General features: G+C 42.9%; 13 protein-coding genes. 3 read left to right on the top strand and 10 right to left on the bottom strand.

Annotated features, from left to right (window positions below):
* Positions 1-5: 5 nt before the first annotated feature.
* The 10 genes from BMX56_RS06255 to BMX56_RS06210 form a co-directional block, all read right to left on the bottom strand.
* Positions 6-1,442: a SusD/RagB family nutrient-binding outer membrane lipoprotein gene (locus tag BMX56_RS06255; protein WP_090642533.1), complete on the bottom strand. Its 1,437-nt coding sequence runs from the start codon at positions 1,440-1,442 to the stop codon at positions 6-8.
* Between the two features lie 26 nt (positions 1,443-1,468).
* Entirely contained in the window at positions 1,469-4,702 is a 3,234-nt protein-coding gene (locus tag BMX56_RS06250) for a SusC/RagA family TonB-linked outer membrane protein (protein WP_090642530.1), read from the bottom strand.
* 619 nt (positions 4,703-5,321) lie between these two features.
* A complete protein-coding gene (gene atpG / locus BMX56_RS06245) occupies positions 5,322-6,203 on the bottom strand; it encodes an ATP synthase F1 subunit gamma (RefSeq protein ID WP_090642527.1) in 882 nt (293 codons plus the stop codon).
* A gap of 125 nt (positions 6,204-6,328) precedes the next feature.
* Complete coding sequence (atpA, locus tag BMX56_RS06240) at positions 6,329-7,903, bottom strand: F0F1 ATP synthase subunit alpha (RefSeq protein WP_090642524.1); 1,575 nt, start codon at positions 7,901-7,903, stop codon at positions 6,329-6,331.
* A gap of 33 nt (positions 7,904-7,936) precedes the next feature.
* Positions 7,937-8,485, bottom strand: a complete 549-nt coding sequence (atpH, locus tag BMX56_RS06235; protein ID WP_090642521.1) for an ATP synthase F1 subunit delta — start codon at positions 8,483-8,485, stop codon at positions 7,937-7,939.
* A 133-nt stretch (positions 8,486-8,618) separates the two neighbouring features.
* The gene (atpF, locus tag BMX56_RS06230) at positions 8,619-9,110 is read right to left on the bottom strand and encodes a F0F1 ATP synthase subunit B (RefSeq protein WP_090642519.1); all 492 of its coding nucleotides are present in this window, start codon (positions 9,108-9,110) and stop codon (positions 8,619-8,621) included.
* Positions 9,111-9,211: 101 nt separating this feature from the next.
* Positions 9,212-9,451, bottom strand: a complete 240-nt coding sequence (gene atpE, locus BMX56_RS06225; RefSeq protein ID WP_090642516.1) for an ATP synthase F0 subunit C — start codon at positions 9,449-9,451, stop codon at positions 9,212-9,214.
* A 54-nt stretch (positions 9,452-9,505) separates the two neighbouring features.
* Positions 9,506-10,576 (bottom strand): F0F1 ATP synthase subunit A, encoded by a 1,071-nt coding sequence (atpB, locus tag BMX56_RS06220; protein ID WP_369829629.1) that lies wholly within the window; start codon positions 10,574-10,576, stop codon positions 9,506-9,508.
* Between the two features lie 32 nt (positions 10,577-10,608).
* Entirely contained in the window at positions 10,609-10,995 is a 387-nt protein-coding gene (locus tag BMX56_RS06215) for a hypothetical protein (RefSeq protein WP_090642510.1), read from the bottom strand.
* Positions 10,992-11,225, bottom strand: a complete 234-nt coding sequence (locus BMX56_RS06210) for an AtpZ/AtpI family protein (RefSeq protein WP_090642508.1) — start codon at positions 11,223-11,225, stop codon at positions 10,992-10,994. Before BMX56_RS06210 ends, BMX56_RS06215 begins: the two co-directional genes overlap by 4 nt.
* A 78-nt stretch (positions 11,226-11,303) precedes the next feature.
* On the opposite strand from BMX56_RS06210, the gene BMX56_RS06205 reads away from it, so the two are divergent.
* The 3 genes from BMX56_RS06205 (at position 11,304) to uvrC (ending at position 18,545) form a co-directional block, all read left to right on the top strand.
* On the top strand, positions 11,304-14,342 hold the full coding sequence (locus tag BMX56_RS06205; protein ID WP_143065375.1) for a type IX secretion system periplasmic lipoprotein PorW/SprE: 3,039 nt from the start codon (positions 11,304-11,306) through the stop codon (positions 14,340-14,342).
* 5 nt (positions 14,343-14,347) lie between these two features.
* Positions 14,348-16,600: a transglycosylase domain-containing protein gene (locus BMX56_RS06200; protein WP_090643941.1), complete on the top strand. Its 2,253-nt coding sequence runs from the start codon at positions 14,348-14,350 to the stop codon at positions 16,598-16,600.
* Positions 16,601-16,733: 133 nt separating this feature from the next.
* Complete coding sequence (gene uvrC / locus BMX56_RS06195; RefSeq protein ID WP_090642501.1) at positions 16,734-18,545, top strand: excinuclease ABC subunit UvrC; 1,812 nt, start codon at positions 16,734-16,736, stop codon at positions 18,543-18,545.
* The last annotated feature ends 67 nt before the right edge of the window (positions 18,546-18,612 follow it).

Raw genomic sequence — 18,612 nt, 5'->3', positions numbered from 1 at the left:
ATTGATTAGTCTACATCCCACCATACGTGAGCGTCCTGGGTGTCACCACCTGTAAGCCTGGCAACCGCAGCTTTTACATTAATTTCATTAGAGCTATACTCATTTGTAGGATATACAAAGCGGCTTACAATCTTTTTAGAAGCATTAACAGCATCTGGTGCAGGATTAAGTGCAGGGTAACCTTTTGGATTAGCAGTAGTAGCCGACTTTCTCCAGATAGCCCATGCCTGGTGCCCATCAGGGTAACTTGCAATCCACCTTTGGATGGTGATGTTGGCAATGGTTGGAGGTGCAGCTGCAATATAGGCAGCGGTTGGTGCAGCTAAGCCCCATTGACCGTTTGAAGCTGTGATACCAGCCACGTAATCAGTTGCAACAACTTCTGAGGTCCATCCTAATGACGCCGCCTCTGCCCTTGCAAGGTAAACCTCACCCGCAGTAACAATAGTTACCGAGCCGGTAGTTGTACGGAAATCGCCACGCATTACACGCGCCCAGTTGGGATTAGCTTCAATAAATGCCAGCACGTTGTTACGGGCCAAACCGTAGGTTACACCAATATCAGATGATTCTGTGTTGCCGATGGCCTCGCTTTTACCACCGTATACGCTAAGCCTGGTATCATTAAGGCCTTTAAGTATATCGGTCATGGTAGCAGATTCTGCAAAATCCTTACGGCCATCGTACAAGTTATACCAGGGGCTTTTGATACCGCCACCGGGGAAAGTTACTTTCATATTCTGGCTGTTTGATTCGATAACGCCGGCAGCAATAGCTTCTTTAACGGCTGTTGCAGCGTAACCGCTTGCAGCAGGCACAACCTTTGACAGTTGAACAGCCGCCAACAATTTTATTGAGTTTGCAGCACGTTTCCACGAGGCAACATCACCACCGTAAATTACATCTCCTGCCAACGACGAGCCATCAAGCTCGGCCTGGGCAGATGTTAAAGTGGCTATTATGCCCTTATAAATAGCCTCCTGCGTATCATATTTCGGCTGAATAGCGGTTAAGCCCTTTAACGCGTCGCTGTAAGGAACTTCGCCCCATGAATCTGTTACTACCCAAAATATATATTGTTGCAAAATTTTGGCTACCGCAGATGATGCCTTGCTTTGGTTAAGGTTAATGATATTCTGCAAATCATATAACGGGCCGGAGTAGTAAGGTGTAAAATCATTCTGAGGTAAAGTATATAACGATGTACCAGAATACTGGGTTTCAGTAAAAAATTGCGCGTACTGGCCTCCTGATATTGCAGGGGTACCTGTTGACGACAGACCAGTAACACTTACCTGGGCATTGGTTAACAACCCAGCTACAATAGGCTGTGTTGTTGCGGTAGGATTTTGGTTAACGCTACCAAAGTCTTTCAACTTGTTACAGCCCGTGCCTAACCAAACAAACGCGGCTGTTAGTGTATAAATATATCTCTTTTTCATTTTCGTTGAATCTAATTTGTGTTTGCTTAGAAGGTTACCTTAAGATTAAAACCTAAACCCCTTGTGCCTGGTAACTGGCCCGTTTCACCTTGTTGCGAGCTAATTTCAGAAGGATCGTAATCTTTTGATTTGGCATAGATCAATAACAAGTTACGCCCGGTAATATCAAACCTTGCCGACTGGATAACTTTTCCTAAACCTAATTTAGCTACCGGTATTTTGTAACCGATGGAAACCTCACGAAGTTTAACAAATGTTAAATCATAGATATATGAATCGTAAGTTTTGTTGTTAGTTAAACCCTGGAAATAGGTTTTAGCATCAATGTAGTTAGAAACAGATTTACCATCCGCGTCAACACCGCTAACTTTAACACCACCACCGTCGGCTACAGGGTCACGAACCGGAACCCCTTTATCATTAAGCGCGGCAGTTGCAGCAGTTAACCCGCTAAACTGTCCCCACCTGTTTGATAATGAAACAAATTTACCGCCAACCTGGTAATCGATATTGGCATTAAGCACAAAGCTCTTAAAAATGGTGAATGAGTTTTGGATACCACCAGTCCATTTTGGAAGCACGCTGCCAAAATACACGTTCGGATCATTAGCATACATACCGTTAGCGGCAATAATTGGAACTCCGGCTGCATTACGTTTTATGCCGTTGCCATATATCTGGCCCCACTCTTTACCTTCCTGGAAAACCATGTAAGGCATATCTGTTCCCCAAACCTGGTCACTCGGATTAGTGTAACGGGTTACACCATATTTTTTGCTAACCTCTACAACTTTATTTTGTAGCTGGCGTGCGCCATTGATGGTTACGTCCCAGTTAAAGTTGTTGATGCGTACCGGTGTGCCACTTAAGGTAAGTTCGATACCTTTTCTTTGAATTTTACCAAAGTTGGTTAATATGCTTGAAAAACCGCTGGCAGGGTTAACGGTAACTGATGCTGGGAAATCAACATCTGTACCTGCATAATAAGTAGCAGATAAACCTAACCTATCGTTAAGGAACCTTAAATCCAAACCTACCTCTGTTTGTTTGAACACAGCACCGTGTAAGGCCGGGTCAACACTTTGGTCGGGAGTATTCATTAATATATTTGTACCAAATTTGTATTGGTTAACACCGTAAACAGTGTTATTCCTGTATCCGCCGTAGTTATCGGTAGCAGTTGCAAGCGCTTGTGGGGTTTCACCATAAGATAGCCTTACCTTACCAAAACTTAACCAGTTATTAAACTGTGGCAATAGCTCGCTGAATACGAATGAACCACCAAATGACTTAGCTAATACGCTGTTATCCTGAGGGAATAATGAGGAAAACCAATCGTTACGTACAGTTCCATCTATAAATAAAAAGTTTTTGTAGCCTAATGTAGCCTTTGCAAATAATGCCCTGTATTGCTCGTTTGTACGGGTGTTAAAAACTGATGGCGCGCTAACCGAGTTAGTTATATTATAAAGATCGGGGATGCTTAAACCATCAACAGTGTTACCACCATTATCCTTGTAGCTCCTGTTATAAATATCGCTACCTGCATTTACATCAATTTTAAAATCAGCAATCTGTTTGTTGTAGTTTGCCAGCAACTCGTAGTTTTCACGGTTCTCATAAACATTGTAAGTACGGTAATAATTTTTTACACCTGTTTGTGATCCGCTTTTTTGAAGGATAGCAGGAATGAATTCTTCCTGCCATTCGCTTCTTGAATTTTTACGGTAAGTTGCCTTAATATTAAAATCCTTGTTAAGCTTATACTGTAAATACACGTTACCATAAAAACGGTCGCGCTGATTATCTTTGGTATTCAGCTCGGCTATTTTATACATGTTGTACCAGTAGTTACCGGCATAAAAATAACCAGGATCGTCGGCAGTGTATGATGTTGGGTTCTGGTGGTTCCAGCTTACCAATGTACCATCTGGGCTTGTCAGGTCTTTTAATTCCTTCATGATACCCATATCAAGGTCGCGGTGCATCCACTGGTTAAAGTTACCGGTAGAAGCATTGGCGTAACCATCGCTTATATTACCATGTACCTTCTGGCTAACAAAATTAACGTTGGCGCCAACAGTAAAGTGTTTTCCTAAATCGTAGTTAACATTCAAATTAAATACGTTTTTCATCAGGGCGGTATACGGTACTATACCATTTACATGTTGATTGTTGTACGACATCCTGATGTTATAATCGTCGGCCGATTTTGTGAAAGCAATGCCATTATTAAGGGTAGTACCTGTTTCGAAGTAATTGCGCGCGTTGTTTGGCTGGGCAACAAGGCTGGCCGTTTTAAACGAATATTTGGTTCCCGGAGCCCATGCATACCATGGAATATACTCCTGCCCAACCATTTTAGGGCCCCAGCTGCTATCGTCTGTATAATCCGGGTAGAATTTACCATCCAAAGCTTTCCATCCTTCAGGATCGCCCGCTTTGTAATGATACTGCATTAAATCTGCAGCCGCACCGCCGGCATAAGTGTTTTGGTAGTTAGGCAATATGTAAACCTTATCAAAGTTTACACCGGCATTTAACTCGATTCCAACACCTTTAACTTTGCCACCTCTTTTAGTAGTAATAACGATAGCACCATTTGCCCCCGCAGAACCAAACTGCGCTGAGGCAGCAGGACCTTGCAATACAGTGATATTTTCAACATCATCGGGGTTAAGGTCATCGGAGTTTGGCAGAATAGTACCATCCACAACATACAGTGCACCTGAGCTGTTACCGAAACCGGTAGCACCACGAAGCCTTACTTGTGTGTTACGGCCCAAAGCACCTACCGACTGGCTGCGAATCTGAAGGCCTGCAACCTTACCTGCCAAAGCATTGTTAACGTTTGGCTGGCGAATAGTGTTTAAGGCATCGGACTTTACAACCTGTGCTGCATAAGAAATGGAGCGTGAAGTTTGCTTGGTGTTAAACGCACCCGTTACCACAACCTCGCCCAACTGGTTACTTACCGATGTAAGCACTACAGTAATAGGATCTACGGCAGGCATTTCAACTGTTTTGTAACCAATAAACTTAAAAGTAAGGGTAGCGTTTGCCGGAACGCTTAATGAAAATTTACCGGCGGCATTGGTTTGGGTACCCAAGGTAGTACCTTTTACAATTACTGTTACCCCCGGGATGGGTAGGCCATCGTCTTTGGCTGTAACCGTACCAGTAACGGTACGGTTTTGTGCGTGCACCTGCGTTAAGCATAACAACAGAAAACACAAACTCGTGAATAGAAGTTTTTTCATTGTATAAAAATCAGTTAAGTTAATTTTCTAAATTATGATTTTCGCACCAACGCGCCAACAATAAAATAAAATTTTTAACAGTACCGACTTTTTATTAAAAATAAAGAAAAATCTGCATCTTTTTACACCAAAAAATGTAATTTTTTTTAAAATATCAAAAATTCATAAAAAATTCATCTTAATTGACGATTAAACACAGAGCAAAGTATCTTTTTAGCGCAAATATGAGCCTTTTTATCTTAAAAAGCCTTAAAAACGCGAATTTCAGGTCAAAAATTGAATAAAAAGGCAATTAAATAGTTAACTATACCCGAACTTCTACCAGTAATTTAAGCCTTAGTTAAGTAAAACAAGATTTGTAAGGGTTATGGCTATCGCCATTTTCTGCCAAAATTCTTCGCATAAATCGTTTTACCTATATCTTTTTTATATTTTAATCCTCATTTCGGCGCAATTCTGTGGGATTATATTTCCGTATTTAATTTCGTATCAGTACAACTACCATTGTCTTATAAATTAAGTACGATCGCATATCTATCAATCAAGAATCTGCCTATAAAACACAAAAAAGCCCCCTTTTACAAGGGGGCCATATAAAATAAGTTTATAAAGGGCTTGTTTATCCGGCCAGTGCTGCGGCGCCGCTTACAATTTCGGTAAGCTCGGTAGTAATAGCCGCCTGGCGGGCCTGGTTATATGAAAGTTTTAAAGCTTTCAGCAATTCGCCGGCGTTTTCGGTTGCTTTGTCCATAGCTGTCATACGGGCGCCATGTTCAGATGCATTTGAATCTAATACCGCACGGTATAACTGGATTTTGATGTTTTTAGGAATCAGCTGCTCTACAATTTCCCGTTGACTTGGCTCCAGGATGTAATCAACATTGGCGGCTTTTATAGCCTCTTTTTTCTCAGGTTTTGGAACCGGTAATAACTGCTCTGCAATTAAAAACTGTACAGCAGCATTACGGAAATGGTTATATACCAACTCCACCCTATCATATTTGCCATTCACAAAACCTTCCATAATGCTTTCAGTAATTTTTGAAGCATTCTCGAAGTTAAGGTCAAGGTACAAATCGTTATTATTGCCAATTACATTGTATTTGCGCCTTTCGTAAAACTCCTGGCTTTTTTTACCAATCGCTACTATCGAAACGTTGCCGGCTGCCAGTTGCTTGCTGTATTTTTCGGCAATAAGGTTGTTGGCCGTTTTAATAACGTTGGCATTAAAAGCACCTGCCAAACCGCGATTTGATGATACCACAACCACCAATACACGTACCGGCTCACGCTCCTGTAGGTATGGTGATGCGCCATCCTCCAAACTTTCCGATAAGTTTGCCAAAAGGTCTTTCAGCTTATTGGCGTATGGACGCAATTGAACAATAGCGTTTGTAGCACGTTTCAGCTTAGCTGCCGAAACCATTTTCATGGCCTTGGTGATCTGCTGGGTCGACGTTACAGACTTTATCCTGTTTCTTACTTCTTTTAAATTAGCCATTCTTTAAGATGTGCAAATTTCAGATGTGCAGATGTGCAAATTGCTACACCACACTGGTTATTATTTATGTTTAGATTCCGGATGCGCAAATCATCTGCACATCTGGAATCTGCACATTTGCATATTTAGTACTTTCCTGCCAGTTCTTTAGCTACTGTTTCCAGTACTCCTGTTATCTGATCGTCGAATTTACCTGCTTTAAGGGCAGCTAATACTTCCGGATGACGCTCTTCTAACTGACTGGTGAACTCTAATTCGAATTTCCTGATATCTTTTACCGGTACATTACGCATCAGGTTTTTGGTACCTAAGTAAATGATAGCTACTTGTTTTTCAACTGTTACCGGCGAAAATTGTCCTTGCTTCAATACTTCTACGTTACGAACACCTTTATCCAACACCGATTTTGTTGAAGCATCAAGGTCTGATCCGAATTTAGAGAAGGCCTCTAACTCGCGGAACTGAGCCTGGTCAAGCTTTAAAGTACCAGCCACTTTCTTCATCGATTTGATCTGTGCGTTACCACCTACACGTGACACCGAGATACCCACGTTGATGGCCGGACGGATACCAGCGTTGAATAAGTTAGACTCCAGGAAGATCTGACCATCGGTAATCGAAATTACGTTGGTTGGGATGTATGCAGATACGTCGCCAGCCTGTGTCTCGATAATAGGTAACGCGGTTAACGAACCACCACCTTTTACGATTCCACGGATAGACTCCGGAAGATCGTTCATTTGCTGCGCGATAGAATCATTGGAGTTGATTTTAGCGGCCCGCTCCAATAAACGGCTGTGCAGGTAAAATACATCACCAGGATAAGCCTCACGGCCCGGTGGACGACGTAACAACAACGACACCTCACGGTAAGCTACTGCCTGTTTTGATAAATCATCATAGATGATCAATGCAGGGCGACCAGTATCGCGGAAGTACTCGCCGATAGCAGCGCCTGCAAAAGGAGCAAAGAACTGCATGGTAGCAGAGTCGGAAGCATTTGCAGCAACTACGATAGAGAATGGCATAGCACCATTTTCTTCCAATGTGCGAACAATGTTTGCTACTGTTGATGCTTTTTGACCGCAGGCAACATATATACAGATAACCGGCTTGCCGGCATCATAAAATTCTTTTTGGTTGATGATGGTATCGATACAAACCGCAGTTTTACCAGTTTGGCGGTCACCAATAACCAACTCACGCTGGCCACGGCCGATAGGGATCATCGCATCGATAGCTTTAATACCAGTTTGCAAAGGCTCGGTAACCGGCTGACGGTAGATAACACCTGGCGCTTTACGCTCCAAAGGCATTTCGTATGTTTGGCCAACAATCGGTCCTTTACCGTCAATTGGGTTACCTAAAGTATCAACAACACGGCCAAGCATGCCTTCGCCTACGTTTATTGATGCAATACGGTTGGTACGTTTAACGGTATCACCTTCTTTAATATCGTCAGATTTACCCAACAATACCACACCCACGTTATCTTCTTCAAGGTTAAGTACGATACCCTGTAAACCTGTTCCAAATTCAACAAGCTCACCTGATTGTACTTTTGTTAATCCATAAACGCGTGCAATACCGTCACCTACCTGGAGTACGGTACCCACTTCTTCTAATTCAGATTCTGACTTGAAGCCTGCCAATTGCTGACGCAAAATTGCCGATACTTCGTCTGGTCTTACCTCTACCATTGTTTAAATTTATTTAGAGTTTTGTTTTTACTATTATTGAATCACCTTCAGGGCAAATTCTTTTTTCAATTTTTTCAAGCTTGCAGCAATGCTGGTATCAACCTGCCTGTCGCCAACGGTTAATACAAAACCACCAATCAGCGACGGATCAACATGTGCATCCAGTATTACGGTACCACCAACAGCTTTTTGCACTTCGGCAGTAAGCACGGCTTTGTTAGCAGCCGATAATTCGGTAGCCGATGTAACCTTAGCTTTAGTGATGTGCTTTTTAATGTTAAACTGGTTTATATACTCATGTGCAGTTGTATATAAAACCTCGCCACGGCCTTTATCAACCATCAGTTTAAAAAACGCGATGGTAACCTTATTCACTTTACCTAAAAATACGGCATCAAGTATTTTGGTTTTTTTGCTGTGGGCGATGATCGGGTTGCTCAAAACCGCTTTAAGCTCCGGGCTTGCCTTTAAGGTATGGATAAAAAGATCCATATCAGCCTTAATCACGTCAACACTGTTTTGTTCCTGTGCAAGATCAATAAGGGATTTAGCGTACCTGGTTCCTACCGTTAATTCTGACATATTTTTCTTATTTGGGATTTCGGATTTTCGATTTCGGATTTATTTTCCGATCCTCCAACCCAAATCTCTATTTAAATAATAATTCTGAAAATTGCGATTTCCAAATCCGAAATCCCAATTCCGAAATCCGAAATTATAATTTAACTTCTTTTAATAACTGGCTTACAAGCTCGTCTTGTTTTTGCTGATCTTCAAATTGCTTGCGCAACACTTTCTCGGCAATTTGTAGCGACAGGGTGGCTACCTGGTTTTTAACATCGGCCATGGCTATGGCTTTCTGATTGTTAATTTCAACACGGGCAAGCTCAATCATGCGCGCGCCTTCTTTGTGTGCCAATTCTTTAGCATCAACAATCATCTGGTCTTTAACCTTGCGGGCATCAGAAAGGATCTGATCGCGCTCGGCACGGGCTTGTTTTAGTAACGATTCATTCTCGTTAGTTAAACGGGACATTTCTTCTTTGGCAGCTTCGGCTTTCTGAAGCGAATCTTCAATAAAACGTTCACGCTCACTTAATGCACTTAAGATCGGCTTCCAGGCAAATATTCTTAAAATAATCAACAGTACCACGAATGATATCGTTGTCCAGAAAACTAAGCCTAATGCGGGAGTAACTAAATCCATAATTCTGTATAGCTATTACTTGTATAATGTTTTTTTAAGGGATTAAACAAGCCCGGAGCCAATCGCCCCGGGTTGTTCTTTTCTTTTTTGCCTAAACTTAATTAGAGCAAAGCTACTACCACGGCAAACAAAGCAACACCTTCAACAAGGGCTGCAGCGATGATCATGTTAGTTTGAATTTTTGAGGCAGCTTCTGGCTGACGGGCGATACCTTCAACGGCTTTACCACCGATAGAACCAATACCGATACCAGCACCAATAACGGCTAAACCTGCGCCAATTGCACCAATTTTACCTGTAACGCCTGCTGCAGCTACAGCCTGTGCAATTGTTCCAATCATTCCAATCATTGTTTGATAATTTAAACGTGTATATATAATTATAATTAATTCAGATTAATGGTGATGCTCTTCAACAGCCATCCCGATAAACAGGGAGGTAAGCATCGTAAAAATGAACGCCTGCAAAAATGCCACAAGCAATTCTATCATATCCATAAACACCACAAACGGAACAGATACTGTCGACATCCATGCGGTTTTAAAGATAAAGATCAGTGATATTAAACTTAGTACGATAATGTGGCCTGCGGTAATGTTGGCAAACAAACGGATCATTAACGCGAAAGGCTTTGAAATGATACCGATAATCTCAACAGGTACCATGATCGGATATAACCAAACAGGGATATCTGGAGTAAAAATGTGCTTCCAGTAGTATTTGTTACCGCTAAAATTGATAACGATAAGCACAATCACCGATAACACCATGGTTACAGCAATATTACCAGTTAAGTTAAAGCCTCCCGGAAAAAACGGAACCAGGCCCAGCAGGTTATTGATTAATATAAAAAAGAATATAGTAAGCAATAACGGCATGTACTTACCATGCTTAATACCAATGTTGGGGATAGCCACATCGTCGCGTACAAAAAGTATAACCGGTTCTAACAAAGCCTGGATGCCTTTTGGCGCTTTTCCTGCACGTTTTTTATAACCGGATGCAACCGCGAAGAAAACGATTAACAAAATAATCATGCCCATCCACATACTGGCTACGTTACGGGTGATTGAAAAATCATAAACTTTGGCGGTTTTATCTACTTCGCCGGCTTCATTTACGGCCACAATTTTGTTGCCTTCAAGCTTATAGCTATAGTATTTGCCTTTATAAACCGGACCTTCTTCTTTACCCTCTTCTTTTAACAAAGAACCAGACAAGAAAATTTCCAATCCTTTATCAGTATACAATATCACCGGCAACGAAATAAAGTGCTCGCCCATCAACGGAATTGATACTGGCCAGAAGTGCGAATCGCCGATATGTTCAAATACTACTTCTTTCGGATCGAAAGGTTTTGACTCTTCTTTTTTAGCATTTTCTTGCGAGAATGATAGTGTAGGCATTACACCTAACATCAAAAAAAGCGCGGAAATCAGGAATGTTTTAAATATTTTTGAGTTCAAAATCGAGCTGTTATACATCTAAATGAAGTTTTCTACCTTATTTTTTGGTTGCGCAAGTTACGTAACAAACCATAAATTTCAAAGGCCATATTTAGAAAATATACGTAAAAAAAATCGCCGGCAAAAACGTACCGGTTTACTACGTTTTTCTTCAAAAAAAAGAGCACAAAAAACAAGCAGGCCAATATCTTAACCGTAGTAGCCGCCAAAAAGGCCTGCGCGTACATTTCTTTGTTAATTTGGCCTACAAAAACAATGGCCATTACCGTAAAAAAGGTAAGCCCGCCAACAAAAAAAAACAGCAGCCAAAACTTCTCTATAAGTAAACCGGGATATCCGGCATAGCCCGAAACCAACGGAGGTAACGAAATAATAACAATAAATACAAGAAAAGATAATGCGGTAGGAAGTAGTTTCAACTCTTTACGGATCTGATAACAATGTACAATGAAATAAATACGCCAACAAGCGATAAAGCGGCCGTGGCCCATTTGGTTTGATGGTTACCGGCCTGGTCTATTTTGTAACCGGCAAAGGCAAACACGCCAATAACAGCTATCATCTGGAAAGCCACACCGCTAAATTTGGTATAGCTGTTTACTTCCTTACCAGCGTTATCCTTATCGTCACCTTTTTCGTTTTGGGCCATGCGCAAATTTATTAAACCTATTGTATAATCTTTAGTATTTTAGCAATGCTTTTATAACCAGAACATATTTTGAGGCGAGTGAGCATATTTTCCCTATCTACACCACGTAAATTATTATTGCCCGCGCTATTATTCATCATAGCAGGTTGCTCGCTCGAAAAGGAAAGCGGTTTTAACCGCCAGATGCAAAACCTTACGGCGCATTACAATATACTGTTTAATGCCAACGAACTGCTGCGCCTTAAGCAGGAAAGCTATGCCGCCGGTTTTGTTGACTCGTATAACGAACTGCTAAATGTTTACCCCGATACCGTATCACAAAGCGCCACTGCCGATAAAGACCTGGAACTGGCCTTTAGCAAAGCCAACAAGATCATCAATATTAAAGAACAAAGCCATTATTTAGGCGATGCTTACCTGGTTATGGGCAAAGCGCGCTTTTTGGAAGGTAACTACTTTGATGCCGTTGAGTACTTTAACTACGTGATTGCATCATACGGCAAGCAGGCTAACCTTAAGCAGGAAGCTTTGATATGGAAAGGCCGGGCGCTCCTGTACCTCAATAACCCGGCTGAAGCCAAAGTGGCCATAGATACCGCCATCAAAAACATCAACCCTAAAAAAAGTATTCCGGCAGGCATTTACGCTACACAGCTGCAATATTATATTAATACAGAAGATTACCCTGCCGCCGAGGAAAGCGCCAAAACCGCCCTAAAACTTTGCCACGACGGTGAGCTGAAACTTCGCTGGACGTTCATTTTGGCCCAGTTACAGGAGCTTAATCAAAAACCCGATGCTGCTATAGTTAATTACGCCGGCATTGCTAAAAGCAATTCATCGTTCGAGATGGCTTTTAACGCCAACCTAAACCGCATCCGCCTGCAAGACCAGGAAAACGGCGTCAAACAAAATAAAATTGAACGGCTGCGCAAGCTGCTTAAAAACCAAAATAACAAGGAATTTACCGATCAGATTTACTACCAGGTAGCGCAGCAACTTTACGCCGCCGGCGATATTGACGGTGCTGTAAAAAACTATCAGCTATCGGTACGTAACAGCGTTAAAAACCAAAATCAAAAAGGCCTCTCGTACCTACGCATCGCCGATATCGATTTTAAAAATAAGGCCGATTATGCCGGGGCCAAGCTTTATTACGATAGTACACTTACCTACCTGGCGCCAACCTATCCCGGTTACCAAATCATCCGCAAAAAAGCCAATAACCTGCAAATACTAACCGGCCTGCTGCAAACCATCGGCCGCGAGGACACTTTGCAAATGCTTGCCGCACTTGACGAGCAAACGCGAACTGCCCGAATTGATGCCATGGTTAACCATAAAATATTGCAGGATAAAGTGGCTGCTGTAACTACGGCAGCCAACAACGGCCAGTTTGAAAATAGCCGCGGCAGCAATAACCTCAATAATCAGCAGGCAAACAAAAGTGGCAGCAGCACATTTTATTTTTATAACCCAACTGCCATAGGCCTTGGTGTAAATGATTTTAAAAGGCAATGGGGCAACCGCAAACTGGAAGATAACTGGCGGCGCAGTAAACGATCGGCTACAAATATAGCGGCCAATGGAGCCGCTGTAATGTCGTCGCCTGTGGAAGACCCCTTTGCACAAACACCCCAGGACGCAGCTACAAAAACTAATGGCGACGCGGGCAGCTACCGGCAGGATTTAATTAAAAACCTGCCATTAACACCGGATTTGCTTAACAGGTCGAACATTCGCGTTTACAACGCCTACATGGATATGGCCAATTTTTACCGCGATTTATTGGGCGATAAAAAAGAAGCTATTACAACGTACGAAGCTATATTAACACGTTTCCCTAAAAGCAGCGATAAAGCGGCCGTTTATTATAACCTGTATCGCCTTTATGCCGATGTGGATGCAACCAAATCCGAGGCTTATAAGAATATGATCCTGAAAGAATTCAGTCAAAGTGTTTTTGCCAAAATCATCCTCGATCCTGAATATAGTAAACACCTTGACGATGCCGATGCCGGGTTTACCGCTTTGTATAACAGCGTTTATGACCTGTATGTGCAAAGAAAATATGCGGAAGTGATTACGCAGGCAAACGATTTATTGACCAAATACCCCGATAACCGCTTTGCAGCCCAGCTATTTTATTTACGTACCATAGCGGCCGGCCACCAGGAAAAGCTGACACCTTTCATGACCGATTTGCAGCAAATAGTAGCCAAATACCCGGATGATAAACTGGTAACACCGTTAGCCACCCAGCATTTAACTTATATCGACTCGAACAGGGTAGAAATGGAAACACGTACTGTGGTATTAACCGGTAACGATGTTAACGATATACCGTTTACCCCGCCGGTGGCTTATCAAAAACAAACAGAATACCGCCCGGAGTATCATCCCTCGCCCACGGTTGCGTTGATACCCGAGGTGCGGAAACCTGTAACACCACCGGTAGCCGTAGCAAAACCAGCTCCGCCAGCCGATAAGCCTAAAACAACAGTACCTGTTAAGCCGCCGGTTAGCGCTGTGGTGTTATCCCGCAAGGATTCCATTAAAACATCGGTAAGTACCAGAGTTTTATTACGCAAGGATTCGGTTAAAACAGTTGTTCAGCTACCCAAACAACAGGTTGCCGCCAACACAGCGCCAAGCGTTGATTCGGTAAGGAAATTACTTGACCAGTTTGCCGCGGCTAAACAAGCCCTGCCGCCAGCACCTACAAACCCTCTGCCGGCAACCGCGGCAACGTATATATTTAGCTTACGCGATAGCACAAATTACTATTTTGTGGTAAATGTAAGTACCGGTACAACTAACCTGTCATCATCACGTTTTGGTATAGGGCAGTTTAACCGGACCCGTTTTTCGGGCAGCGCTATTAAGCACGACTTGAAACCTGTTGGCAACGATAGTCAGCTGATATTTGTAGGCCGTTTTTATAACCTGGACGATGTTAAAAATTACGCCCGTTCCATTATCCCGCTAATGCCGGATATTATGAAGGTACCAAAGGATAAATACAGTTTTTTTATCATTACCCGGGAAAATCTGGATAAATTAGCCAACCAAAAAACTTTAGATAGTTATATCGAATACTATCAAAAATATTATTGAAAAAAATGAAGATCTACAATAAAAAACCAGCTATTAGTCCGCAAGAGATACGACACTACAACTGGTATATATGGCGCGCGGTAATAGCCCTTTTTGTTTTTGTGGCGTTGATGATAACGCTCACTGTTTTTGATGTTTTTGGGCAGCTACCGGCCTTTCGTGACCTGGAAAATCCAAAAAGCAACCAGGCATCAGAGGTAATATCATCTGACAAACAGGTTTTAGGCACTTATTATATACAAAACCGATCAAATGTTACTTTTAAAGAGTTATCGCCAAATGTGGTCAACGCATTAGTAGCCACCGAGGATAAGCGTTTTTACGATCACTCGGGCATCGATTTTGGTCGTAGTTTCACTATTTTTCTGCACTTACTTATCGGGCAAAAGCAAGGTGGCAGTACTATTACACAGCAGTTGGCGCTTAACCTTTTTAGCGAAAGAGCCGCTAACCCGTTTAAACGTGTAGTACAAAAAATGCAGGAATGGGTAACCGCGGTAAAACTGGAGCGCCATTATACTAAACAGGAAATCCTGACTATGTATTTAAACACTGTTGATTTTGGTGCTTACAATACCTATGGTATCAAATCGGCGGCACGTACCTATTTTAATACAACGCCCGATAAGTTGACGCCCGATCAGGCTGCCTTATTAATCGGAATGGTGAATGGCCCTGGCATTTATTCGCCAATCAGGCACCCCGGCAATGCGCTTAAACGCCGCAACCTGGTGCTTAACCGAATGGAGGAGCAAGGCTATTTGAGCAGCGGCCAGGTTGCCGAGTTCAAACAAAAGCCACTTGGATTAGATTTTCATCAGAATAACCATTTTGATGGCCCGGCCCCTTACTTCAGATCGGTGCTAAAAAAAGAGATTCAAAAGATTTTTAAAGAACAAAATATAAACCGCCCCGATGGTACGCCCTATGACCTTGACCGCGACGGCCTGAAAATTTATACTACCATTGATGCCACCATGCAGCAATACGCCGAAGAGGCGCAACAGGAGTACATGAAAAACCTGCAGGTGCAGTTCAATGATCACTGGCGCGGGCAAAACCTGGCCAAAAACATTCACAATTTTAAATTCCTGATTAACCAGGGGATGTTGAAAAGCGACAGGTACAAACAGCTGAAAATGCAGGGCATGAGCGATGAGGATATCAAAACCAATTTTGATACCAAAGATACCCTGAACCTGTTTACCTGGCATGGCAATATTGATACTGTAATGCGGCCAACCGACTCTATCATTTACTGTAAAATGCTTTTGCGCAATGCCCTCATGAGCATGGACCCCACCACCGGCTATGTTAAAGCCTGGGTAGGCGGTACCAACTTTGAACATTTTAAGTACGACCAGGTTAAAAACGGTACCCGCCAGGTAGGTTCAACAGCCAAGCCATTTACTTATGCCGTGGCTATTGATAATGGCTACTCGCCCTGTTTAAAAATCAACAACGTGCCCGATACCATCCGCGGCTACGGCGATCCCTGGTGCCCGCGCTCGTCGCCGTCAGAAACTTTGCCGGGCTTTATAACCCTGCGCCAGGCACTGGCCCACTCACAAAACTGGGTAACCGCCCACGTAATGAGCGAGGTAAAGCCCGAACCTGTGGTAGAACTGATTAAAAAGATGGGTATAACCAGCGCTGTACCTGCATACCCATCCATCTGCCTGGGCACATTTGACGCATCCGTATTTGAAATGACGGCAGCATACTCCGTATTCGCTAATCATGGCTTATGGACCGAGCCTACCTATATATTACGCATTGAAGATAAAAACGGCAACGTATTATATAGCCACACCCCTAAAGTAGTACAGGCCATGAACCCGCAAACTGCCTACGTAATGACTTATATGTTAAAAGGCGTAATTGAAGATGGCACAGGATCAAGGCTGGCTTATAAATACGGCCTGCGTAACCCCATAGGTGGCAAAACCGGCACAACTAATGGTAACTCCGATGGCTGGTTCATAGGCATAACTCCACAATTGGTAACCGGCCTGTGGACAGGCTGCGAAGACAGGGACATCGCCTTCCAGTCAACCCGCCTGGGCGAAGGTGCCAATAGCGCCTTGCCTATATTTGCGCTATATATGAAAAAGGTATATGCCAACCAGGCCCTTGGCATCAAAAAAACAGTTGATTTTGACGCCCCAAAAACCGGGGTAAGCATTGTTTTGGATTGCGGCCAGTATAACCAGCAACAGCAAGGGACAAATGAAGTGGATAAGAAGCTGGACTTCTAAACTAACGTTTGCGAAATATATATTATAAAGCCCGTCATTGCGAGGTACGAAGCAATACCCTACATGCAAATCCAACATAGTTTGGGATTGCTTCGTACCTCGCAATAACGGACCGATATTTGTTTTCAAGTACATGAGTGATAAATTTGATTACAGAGAGGCCCTAAAAAACATCCCCCATAAACCGGGAGTTTACCAATATTGGGACGAGGAGAAAGAACTGATATACATCGGCAAGGCTAAAGACCTCCGTAACCGTGTTGGATCTTATTTTAATAAAGACATTAACATTAATGCCAAAACACGGGTTTTGGTATCCAAAATCCGCAATATAACTTTTACCATTGTTGATACCGAGGTGGATGCCTGGCTGCTGGAAAACAGCATGATCAAAAAGCATCAGCCAAGGTATAATGTACTGCTTAAGGATGATAAAACCTATCCATGGGTGATTATCAAAAACGAAAATTTTCCCCGTATTTTCTGGACCAGGCGTATAGTTAAGGACGGATCAAAATACCTGGGCCCTTACGCATCTATCAGCATGATGCATAATATTTTAGGGCTGATAAAGGAAACGTACCCCCTGCGCACCTGCAACCTGGCACTTACCCGCGAAAATATTGACAAGGGCAAGTTCAAGGTTTGCCTGGAGTACCAGCTGGGTAACTGCAAGGGCCCTTGCCAAAACTACCAAACGGAAGAAGATTATGATAACAGTATTGCGGATATCACCGATATTCTGAATGGTAAAATAGGCGCCATATTGCGCCGCCTTAAAGGCGAGATGGAAGCCGCCGTGGCCGAATACAACTATGAGTTGGCCCACCGCCTGAAACGCAAGTTTGACCTGCTGGAGAATTACCAGAGCAAATCAACCATCGTTAACTCATCTATCACCGATGTGGATGTATTTAATATCGCATCCGAAGAGAAACTGGCCTTTGTGAACTATTTAAAGGTAATGAACGGCACCATCATCCAAACGCAAACCATCGAGCTTAAAAAACGCCTTGATGAAAGCGACGAGGAACTGCTTGCCCTGGCCATCATCGAATTCAGGAGCAGGTATAACAGCACGTCAAAAGAAGTGATTGTGCCATTTGATATTGATGTGGAAGACCATCCGGGTATCAAATTCACTGTACCAAAACTGGGCGAAAAACGCAAACTGCTTGATTTGTCGCAAAAGAATGTACAGTATTTCAAAAAGGAAAAAATTGACCAATACGAAAAGCTGAACCCCGAAATCCGCACCGAGCGATTGCTGACGCAGATGATGAAGGATTTGCGGATGAACCAGCTGCCCCGCCACATCGAATGCTTTGATAACTCCAACTTCCATGGTAAATACCCTGTTTCGGCCATCGTAGTATTCCGGGACGGCAAGCCATCAAAAAAGGATTACCGCCACTTTCATGTAAAAACGGTAGAAGGCCCGAATGACTTTGCCACCATGGAAGAAGCGGTGCACCGCCGCTACCGCCGTATGCTGGACGAAGGGACGGAATTGCCGCAACTCATTATTATAGATGGAGGCAAAGGGCAGTTATCAAGCGCGATGCACAGCTTAAAACTATTGGGTATAGAAAAACAAGTAACCGTGATAGGTATAGCCAAACGCCTGGAAGAATTATACTACCCCAACGACCAATACCCCATGTACCTGGATAAAAAGTCAGAAACGCTTAAAGTGATCCAACATCTGCGGGATGAGGCGCACCGTTTTGGAATCACCTTTCACCGCAAAATCCGAGACAAAGGCACCCTGGCTACCGAGCTTGAACTGATAGAAGGCATAGGGAAAACCACCGCCGAAAAGCTGTTAAAGTATTTCAAATCGGTAAAAAAGATTCGCGAGGCAAATGAAGAATTATTGCTTGAAGTGGTTAATTTAAAACAGGCAAAGGCGATTTTAGGATACTTTGATCAAAGTCAAAATTAAGTTATTGACTGGCTATATCAAATATCTGTCATTGCGAGGCACGAAGCAATCCCCTACATGCTAAGTC

It is taken from the genome of Mucilaginibacter sp. OK283, from assembly GCF_900110415.1.
GTDB lineage: Bacteria > Bacteroidota > Bacteroidia > Sphingobacteriales > Sphingobacteriaceae > Mucilaginibacter.
The sequence above is the reverse complement of the archived record's forward strand: the minus strand, read 5'-3'. Positions and strand labels throughout refer to the sequence as shown.

Excerpts from the sequence above, each read along its gene's own strand:
- BMX56_RS06255 (WP_090642533.1), bottom strand. The coding sequence starts at position 1,442 with ATGAAAAAGAGATATATTTATACACTAACAGCCGCGTTTGTTTGGTTA.
- BMX56_RS06250 (WP_090642530.1), bottom strand. The coding sequence starts at position 4,702 with ATGAAAAAACTTCTATTCACGAGTTTGTGTTTTCTGTTGTTATGCTTA.
- atpG (WP_090642527.1), bottom strand. The coding sequence starts at position 6,203 with ATGGCTAATTTAAAAGAAGTAAGAAACAGGATAAAGTCTGTAACGTCG.
- atpA (WP_090642524.1), bottom strand. The coding sequence starts at position 7,903 with ATGGTAGAGGTAAGACCAGACGAAGTATCGGCAATTTTGCGTCAGCAA.
- atpH (WP_090642521.1), bottom strand. The coding sequence starts at position 8,485 with ATGTCAGAATTAACGGTAGGAACCAGGTACGCTAAATCCCTTATTGAT.
- atpF (WP_090642519.1), bottom strand. The coding sequence starts at position 9,110 with ATGGATTTAGTTACTCCCGCATTAGGCTTAGTTTTCTGGACAACGATA.
- atpE (WP_090642516.1), bottom strand. The coding sequence starts at position 9,451 with ATGATTGGAACAATTGCACAGGCTGTAGCTGCAGCAGGCGTTACAGGT.
- BMX56_RS06210 (WP_090642508.1), bottom strand. The coding sequence starts at position 11,225 with ATGGCCCAAAACGAAAAAGGTGACGATAAGGATAACGCTGGTAAGGAA.
- BMX56_RS06200 (WP_090643941.1), top strand. The coding sequence starts at position 14,348 with ATGAAGATCTACAATAAAAAACCAGCTATTAGTCCGCAAGAGATACGA.
- uvrC (WP_090642501.1), top strand. The coding sequence starts at position 16,734 with ATGAGTGATAAATTTGATTACAGAGAGGCCCTAAAAAACATCCCCCAT.